Raw genomic sequence first — 6,675 nt, 5'->3', positions numbered from 1 at the left:
GGCCCCCGCGGGGGGGGCCCCCCCCCGCCCCCCCCCCCCGGCCCCCCGGGGGGGGCGCCCCCCCCCCCCCCCCCCCCACCACTCGCACACCAGCCCCCCGGTCAGTCCCCCGAACCGCCCCGCGGATCGGCCGGACGGCCGGGGGGTTCGGCTCTCTGCGCCCGGCGCAGGACCAGCAGGAACCACGGCACGCACGCCACCGCGACGCCGAAGCGGATGCCGTTCAGCAGCGGCGGCTGCGGCAGCAGCGCACAGACCAGGGCGACGACCAGCACGGCACCGACGCTCAGCAGCACCGGACGGGGCGTGGCCGGCAGGGCCCCGAGGCCGCGGTTCGCCCACCGCTGCAGGGCCGCCTGCACCAGCCATCCGACCAGGACCGCGACCGCCGTACCCAGAATGCCGATCAGCGGGATGGCCACCAGCGCCACCACCACGTGCACCACGAGCGAGGCCCAGGCCGACACCGCCAGCGGTCCGGCCCGGCGGCCGATGAGCAGCGACCGGTTGGTCGCGCCGATCGCGGTGGTGACGAAGCCGCACACGGCGACCAGCACGGTGGTCGGCACCAGGCCGCCCGGATCGAAGCTGGCCGGGGCCACGATGCGCAGCACCAGCGGCGCTCCGAGCACCAGTCCGAGGGTCACCGGGACCATGAGCCGGTACAGGATGTCGCGCGACCAGCCCATGAGCAGCCGGCGGGCCTGTGGATCCCGCTCCTCGGCGATGCGCGCCGTCCACGTCTGACCGACCGAGGACAGCAGCAGCACGGCGATCGACCCCACCGTGTAGGCCACCTGGTACCGGCCGACCTCGTCCAGGTCGAGCAGCCGCCCCACCATGACGCGGTCGGCGGCGTTCACCACGAACAGCGACAGCGACCCGAACATCACCGGGATGCCCAGCCGCAGGGTGCGCCGGGCCAACGGGAGGTCGGTCAGCGAGCCGAGTCGGGGGCGGGTGAGCCAGATGCCCACGGCCAGCGCCGCGAACGCGCTGATCACCAGTCCGGTCAGGTAGCGCCCGGCGCCGCCCGAGTCGCTGCCGAGCAGGAGGACGAACAGGATGCCGAGCACCTGACCGCCGACCGCGGTGAACGAGCTGAGCAGCGAGAACGCCTTGAGCCGGTCCTGGGCCAGGAGCAGCGCACACATCAGCTGCACCACCGACGCCGGGCCGGCCCACAGCACCATGGCCCAGGCCAACCACGGGTCACTCCCGAGCCCGACTGCGGACGCCCAGAGCGGTGACGTCAGCCCGACCAGGGCGGAGAGGACGCCCGCGATCACCAGCCCGATGGCCAGCAACCCCCTGGCCCGGCCGTCGTCGGAGTCCTCGGCCCGCTGCACCGGGATGGCGCGGTCGAAGCCGACCACGGCCAGGACGACGAACACCTGGTACAGGGAGATGACGGTGGCGACCTCACCGAACTGCGCGGGGCCCAGCAGGTGGGCCAGGACCGGCGAGATCAGCGTCGAGGTGACCAGTTGCAGCGACCAGACGACGACGTACAGCAGGTCGCGGCCGAACAGCGAGCTGCCGGCCGGTCGCTCCGCCTTCTCCATCGTGGGATCGGTCGCAGAAGTCGGGACAGGGGTCTGGGAAGTCACTTCGCCGTCGCGCCGGCCAGCTGCCGGCCGCCGGCCCGTCCCGCGCGCCGACGACTGTGGACGACGTCCTGCAGCACCGACTCGACCCCGTCGGCCGTGCGGTCGAGCGAGAACTCCCGCCGCACGTGTTGCACGCACCGGTCGGCCAGACCCGGATCGTCGCGTCGCCAGTCGCGCAGCGCCGCCAGTTGGGCCGCGATCGCGTCCGCGTCGCCCGGCTCGACCAGCCACTGGGCCGCCTCCCCGGTCATGATCTCGGGGATGCCGCCGACCCGGGACGCCACGATGGGCCGGCCGGTGGCCATGGCCTCGATGACGACGCGGCCGAACGGCTCCTCCCACAGCGCCGGCAGCACCACGACGTCCGCCGCGTGCAGCGCGGTGATCACGTCCCGGCGCTTCGGCAGCCAGTGCAGGCCGGCCGGCTCGTCCCGGCGGACCTCGAGCAGGTGCTCGTACTCCGGACCGGAGGACTCGGTGCCGACCAGCAGCAGCCGGGCGTCGTCGGTCGACCAGCCGAGGCGGCGCCACGCCTGCAGCAAGGTGGGCACGCCCTTCTCGGGGGCGACCCGGCCCAGGTACAGCGGGATGAAGGCGTCCCGCGGCAGGCCCAGCTCGGCTCGGGCCGCGGCCCGCTCGGCCAGGCCACCGACCGGGTAGTCCTCCGCGAGGATGCCGTTGTGCACCGTGGTGATCTTGTCCGGCTCGACGCCGGAGTCGATCCAGATCCGCCGCATGCACTCGGACACGGCGATGAACCGGGCCGTCATCCGGCTGACCACCTTCATGCCCGGGAAGCTCGGCTGGTTGCGCAGGTGCACGACCAGCGACGCCCGGCTGGCGCCGGCCGCGGCCAGGCCCCAGCCGATCTGCTCCACCCGGTTCAGGTAGATGACGTCGGGGCGGGCCGCGCGCGCCGCCTGGACGGCGGGCCGCAGCTGCCACAGTTCCCGCGCCGCCCGGTCCCGGTGCCAGTCGAACGACGGCACCCGGACGACGGACCGGGCGAAGCTCTGCCACTCGGGCAGCAGCACGCCCGGATCCCGGTACAGCGCGTGCACCTCGTGGCCGCGCTCGGCCAGTCGGCGGTTGACCTGGGTGGTGCTCATCTCGACCCCGCCGATCGGGGCCATGGTCACCGCGTTCACCACGTACCGCATGCTCAGTCCGCCCGGCTCGACGTCCGGTCCTTCCGCACGCCCGGCCGCGTCCGCGGGGACGACTGACCGTCGCTCCCCGGGCCGATGGGCGTGCCGCCGGCCGGGACGGCCCGGCGGGCCAGCAGGTACAGCACCGGGCCGGCCACGATGCCGCGGAACTCGCGGATGATCAGCGACCGGGTCGGCACGGAGACCGACGCGGCCGGGCTGACCGCATCGCTGGTGGTCCGGGAGACCTTGCTGAGCTTGGCCAACCCGCCCGGGATGCGACGCAGCACGTCACCGCGGGTACGCCGGCCGAGCAGCAGCTTGGTCAGGTAGGCGCCCAGTCCGGTGCCATAGCCGTACATCTGGCTGCGCAGAGCGTCGAGGTCGGCGCGGTGCCGGTGCCAGGTGACCGCGGACGGCTCGTAGGCCAGCGACGACCCGGCCAACAGCACCTGGACGAAGATGTCGAGGTCCTCGCCGCCCTTGGTGCGGGTCCCCGCGCCCAGCGCCTCGTCGAACCCGCCGAGCCGGCGCAGCAGCGCGGTCCGGAACGCCATGTTGGCGCCGGTGCCGAAGATGCCGGGCGAGTACGGGTAGAGCGGGCTCTCCCCGGTGGTGTGCAGGTCCCACACCTTGGCCGTGCAGCTGTCGCCCCAGGACACCCGCGCATCGAAGTAGTGCTCGGCGGCGGTGTCCAGCGACGCGGTGGCGACCAGCCCGGTGACGCAACCGACGTCGGCGCGGCGGGCGAAGCCCCGACGCAGGCCGGTCAGCCAGTCCGGATCGACCCGGACGTCGTCGTCGGTGTAGGCCAGCAGTTCGCCGGTCGCCTCGAGCAGCCCACGGTTGCGGGCGCAGGACAGACCCGGGCGCGGTTCCCGGACGTACCGGAACCGCGGGTCCCGGGCGGCGTACCGACGCACCACCTGCTCGGTGCGGTCGTCCGAGGGCGCGTTGTCGACGATGACGATCTCGACGTCGGGGTCGCGCAGCGCGGCCAGCCCGTCGAGGCAGCCGACCAGCTCGTCCGGTCGGTTGCGGGTGCACACCACCACGGAGATGCGCTCGTCGGCCGGGACCGCGGGCGACGGGCCGGCGGCGAGCTCGCGCTCGGCCAGCTGCGCCGTCGCGGGATCCATCGCTGCGTGCACGGCCCCGACCGTCGCAGCGCCGTCGGTCAACGGCAGTTGCACGAACGCCACCGGGCGTCCGTGCGCGCGCAGCAGGACGCGGACCTCACCGGCCGTCGATCCGGCCGGGACCCGCAGCTCCGCCGCGTCGGTCCGGTCGGAGTCCGACAGCTCGAGCTCGGTGCACCACACGCCGACCACGCCGGCCGCGGGCGCTCCGCTGTGCTGTTCGTGCCCGGTCGACCCCGTCACGCACTCTCCTGCAGTCGCTGCTCGGCCGTCGTCCCGTCGGCACGGCCGGTGGTCCCGTCGGACCCGGTGGTGGTCGCCGCGGCCTGACCGGCGCCCGGCGGCATCGCGGTCGGGCGGGCCAGCAGCCCGCGGGCGTAGCCGGCCACCGTGAACCCGAGACCGCCGACGATGGCCGCGGCCCGGCCGAATCCGGCCCGGTCGCCGCGCAGTCCGGCCCTCAGCGCCTGCAGTGCGGCCAGTGGCAGCACCTTGGCGGCGTGCCCGCGCTCGGCGGACAGTGCGTCACCCGCGCCGACCGCCCTGGAGACGACCGCCTTGGAGACGCCCTCCCAGTAGCAGCGGCTGCGGAAGTACTTGAACCGGGTCCGGTCGTCGGTCACGTGGTGGTGGACCACCGCGGTCGGCTCGATCATGAATCGGGCCGTCGGATCGGCCTGGCCGATCCGGATGCACAGCTCGGTCTCCTCGGCGCCGACAGGATGGGTGCCGACCCGGCCGACCGCACCGGAGAACCCGGCGACCTGCTCCAGCGCGGTGCGCCGGATGGCCATGGCACACCCGAGGGGGTTGCGGACCGGGACCGGCGTCGCCGGGCGATCGGTGCTGGCCCCGCTCTGGTAGCTGCAGCCGACGACCCACAGGAAGGACTCGGGGAACCAGCCGGGTCGACCGGAGGCGGGCCAGACCGGCTCCGCCCAGCCGCCCGTACCCTGCACGGTCGGATCCTGCATCGGCGCGAGCATGCGGACCAGGAAGTCGGGCTCGGCGGTCGCGTCGTCGTCCAGGAACACCACGACGTCGGCCGTGGTCGCGTCGACACCGGTGTTGCGGGCACCGGACAGGCCGTTGGTCCCGGTGTTCGGGATGACGCGCAACGCCGGGCGGGCGGCGCGCAGCCGCTCGAGCAGGACGTCGTTGTGGTCGATCACCACGACCAGCTCGTCGCCGGTCCGCAGCTGCGGTACCACCGAGTCGATCGCGTCCAGGAGGTCGTCCCAGCGTCGCTCGGTGTAGGCGCAGACGACGACGGCAGCGGTCAGCGGCCCGTCGCCGTCGCCGTCGGTCGGACGCGGAGCGGGAGTGCCCTCGGTGGAGGCTCCCGTCGCGTCGGTGGACTGCTGACTCACACCGCCTCCGAGCGCGGGAACCCGTCCAGCCGCTTCTTGGCCTCGTTGAGGTCGACCACGACCGGGGACGGCATCGGGGCCGCCCACTCGGCGCCCGGCCGGTGCTTGGAGACACGCTCGCGCATGATCGTGCCCAACACACGGAACCCGTCGCGGAAGGTCCGCAGGTTGCTCTCGCCGAACCGGCGCGGGTACTCGAAGCTCGGCACCTCGGCGATGGACAGCCGGGCCTTGGCCACTCGGACGTTGATCATCGTCTCGATCTCGAAGCCGTCACCCCACCGCTTGGCGGCGGTGCCGTCGAACGGATCCGGCAGCGCCATGGCGATCAGGCACTCGCGCCGGAACGCGTTGTAGCCGTAGCACAGGTCGGAGTACCGGGTGCGGAACAGCAGGTTCGTGGTCAGGTTCAGGAACCGGTTGCCGAAGTCGCGCAGCCGACTGATGTCGTCGCTGCCGCCGCCCTCGGCGAACCGGGAGCCCTTGGCGTAGTCGGCGCCGTCATCCAGCGCGCGGGAGAACCGGCCGATCTCGTCGGGATGCATCGAGCCGTCGGCGTCGATCATCACGATGTAGTCGCAGGTCGCCGTGGCGAACCCGGCGGCCAGGGCGTTGCCCTTGCCGCGGCGCAGCTGCTGCACCACGACGATGTCGGGGCGGTGCTGCCGGGCGACGGCGATGGTGTCATCGGTGCTGTTGCCGTCGACGAGGATGACCTCGTCGACCCCCGCCGGCAGGTTCTCCAGCACGAAGCCGATGTTGCGGCCCTCGTTCCGGGCGGGAATGACCACCGAGATGGTGGCGCGGTGCCGGTGATGGCTGTCGCGGGACAATGGAAACCCCCGTGAGGTGATCAACTGGTGGACGTCGGTCAATCGTCGTTGATCTCGTTCGGTGTGGCGGGTGGACCGCCACGCGTTCGCGGACACTCGTCAGCGCGGCTCCCCACCTGACGCGGCAGGCATCGATTGGCCACCGCGCCCCCCGACGAGAGCCGAACGTTCCGTTCGGCTACGACGTGACGGGAGCCGATTACGCTCCGACGCCAACCCCGCACCTTGCGTGGCAGAACGTACCACCCGGTTGGGGGTCGGTGTCCATGGTTGGTGGCTGGTTGTGGGCGGCCTCACCCGACCATCACCCCCAGAAGTGGGTCGGAGCGAAGACACTTTGTCCCCTTTCGAGGTGTTCGGGGGCGCGGAAACACCGACGGGGCACCGTGATGTCGCAACGACAAGCTCCTTCCGCCTGACCAGGGCACGGGCGGGCACCCAGAAGTCACCCGGTCAGCACCGCCCAGACCTGCCCGGATCGGCCGTTCACCGCCCGATGGCCACAGAGGCCATCGTCCGTCGAACGTCGTTCCGTGTGATTGGCAAGATCGTTTCATCTCGATTGCTCGACTGTG

General features: G+C 72.9%; 5 protein-coding genes. All 5 read right to left on the bottom strand.

Annotation, left to right across the window (positions count from 1 at the left end; translation table 11 throughout):
- Positions 1-101: 101 nt before the first annotated feature.
- The 5 genes from JL106_RS11305 to JL106_RS11285 are packed head-to-tail and all read right to left on the bottom strand — an operon-like array spanning position 102 to position 6,142.
- Entirely contained in the window at positions 102-1,565 is a 1,464-nt protein-coding gene (locus JL106_RS11305; RefSeq protein WP_205260833.1) for an oligosaccharide flippase family protein, read from the bottom strand.
- A 41-nt stretch (positions 1,566-1,606) separates the two neighbouring features.
- Complete coding sequence (locus tag JL106_RS11300) at positions 1,607-2,770, bottom strand: glycosyltransferase family 4 protein (protein ID WP_205260832.1); 1,164 nt, start codon at positions 2,768-2,770, stop codon at positions 1,607-1,609.
- Positions 2,771-2,772: 2 nt separating this feature from the next.
- Positions 2,773-4,140 carry a glycosyltransferase family 2 protein gene (locus tag JL106_RS11295; protein ID WP_205260831.1) on the bottom strand — a complete coding sequence of 456 codons (1,368 nt, stop codon included), beginning with the start codon at positions 4,138-4,140 and terminating at the stop codon, positions 2,773-2,775.
- Positions 4,137-5,267 carry a glycosyltransferase family 2 protein gene (locus JL106_RS11290; RefSeq protein WP_205260830.1) on the bottom strand — a complete coding sequence of 377 codons (1,131 nt, stop codon included), beginning with the start codon at positions 5,265-5,267 and terminating at the stop codon, positions 4,137-4,139. Before JL106_RS11290 ends, JL106_RS11295 begins: the two co-directional genes overlap by 4 nt.
- Positions 5,264-6,142 carry a glycosyltransferase family 2 protein gene (locus JL106_RS11285; protein ID WP_205260829.1) on the bottom strand — a complete coding sequence of 293 codons (879 nt, stop codon included), beginning with the start codon at positions 6,140-6,142 and terminating at the stop codon, positions 5,264-5,266. The genes JL106_RS11290 and JL106_RS11285 overlap by 4 nt, the downstream gene beginning before the upstream one ends.
- Positions 6,143-6,675 lie beyond the last annotated feature (533 nt).

The organism is Nakamurella leprariae, from assembly GCF_016918035.1.
In the GTDB taxonomy this organism is placed as follows: Bacteria; Actinomycetota; Actinomycetes; order Mycobacteriales; family Nakamurellaceae; genus Nakamurella; species Nakamurella leprariae.
Note: the sequence above shows the minus strand (reverse complement) of the source record. Positions and strands in the feature narration are given on the sequence as shown.

Coding starts and splice junctions, on each gene's coding strand:
- JL106_RS11305 (WP_205260833.1), bottom strand. CDS start 1,565: ATGGAGAAGGCGGAGCGACCGGCCGGCAGCTCGCTGTTCGGCCGCGAC.
- JL106_RS11300 (WP_205260832.1), bottom strand. CDS start 2,770: ATGCGGTACGTGGTGAACGCGGTGACCATGGCCCCGATCGGCGGGGTC.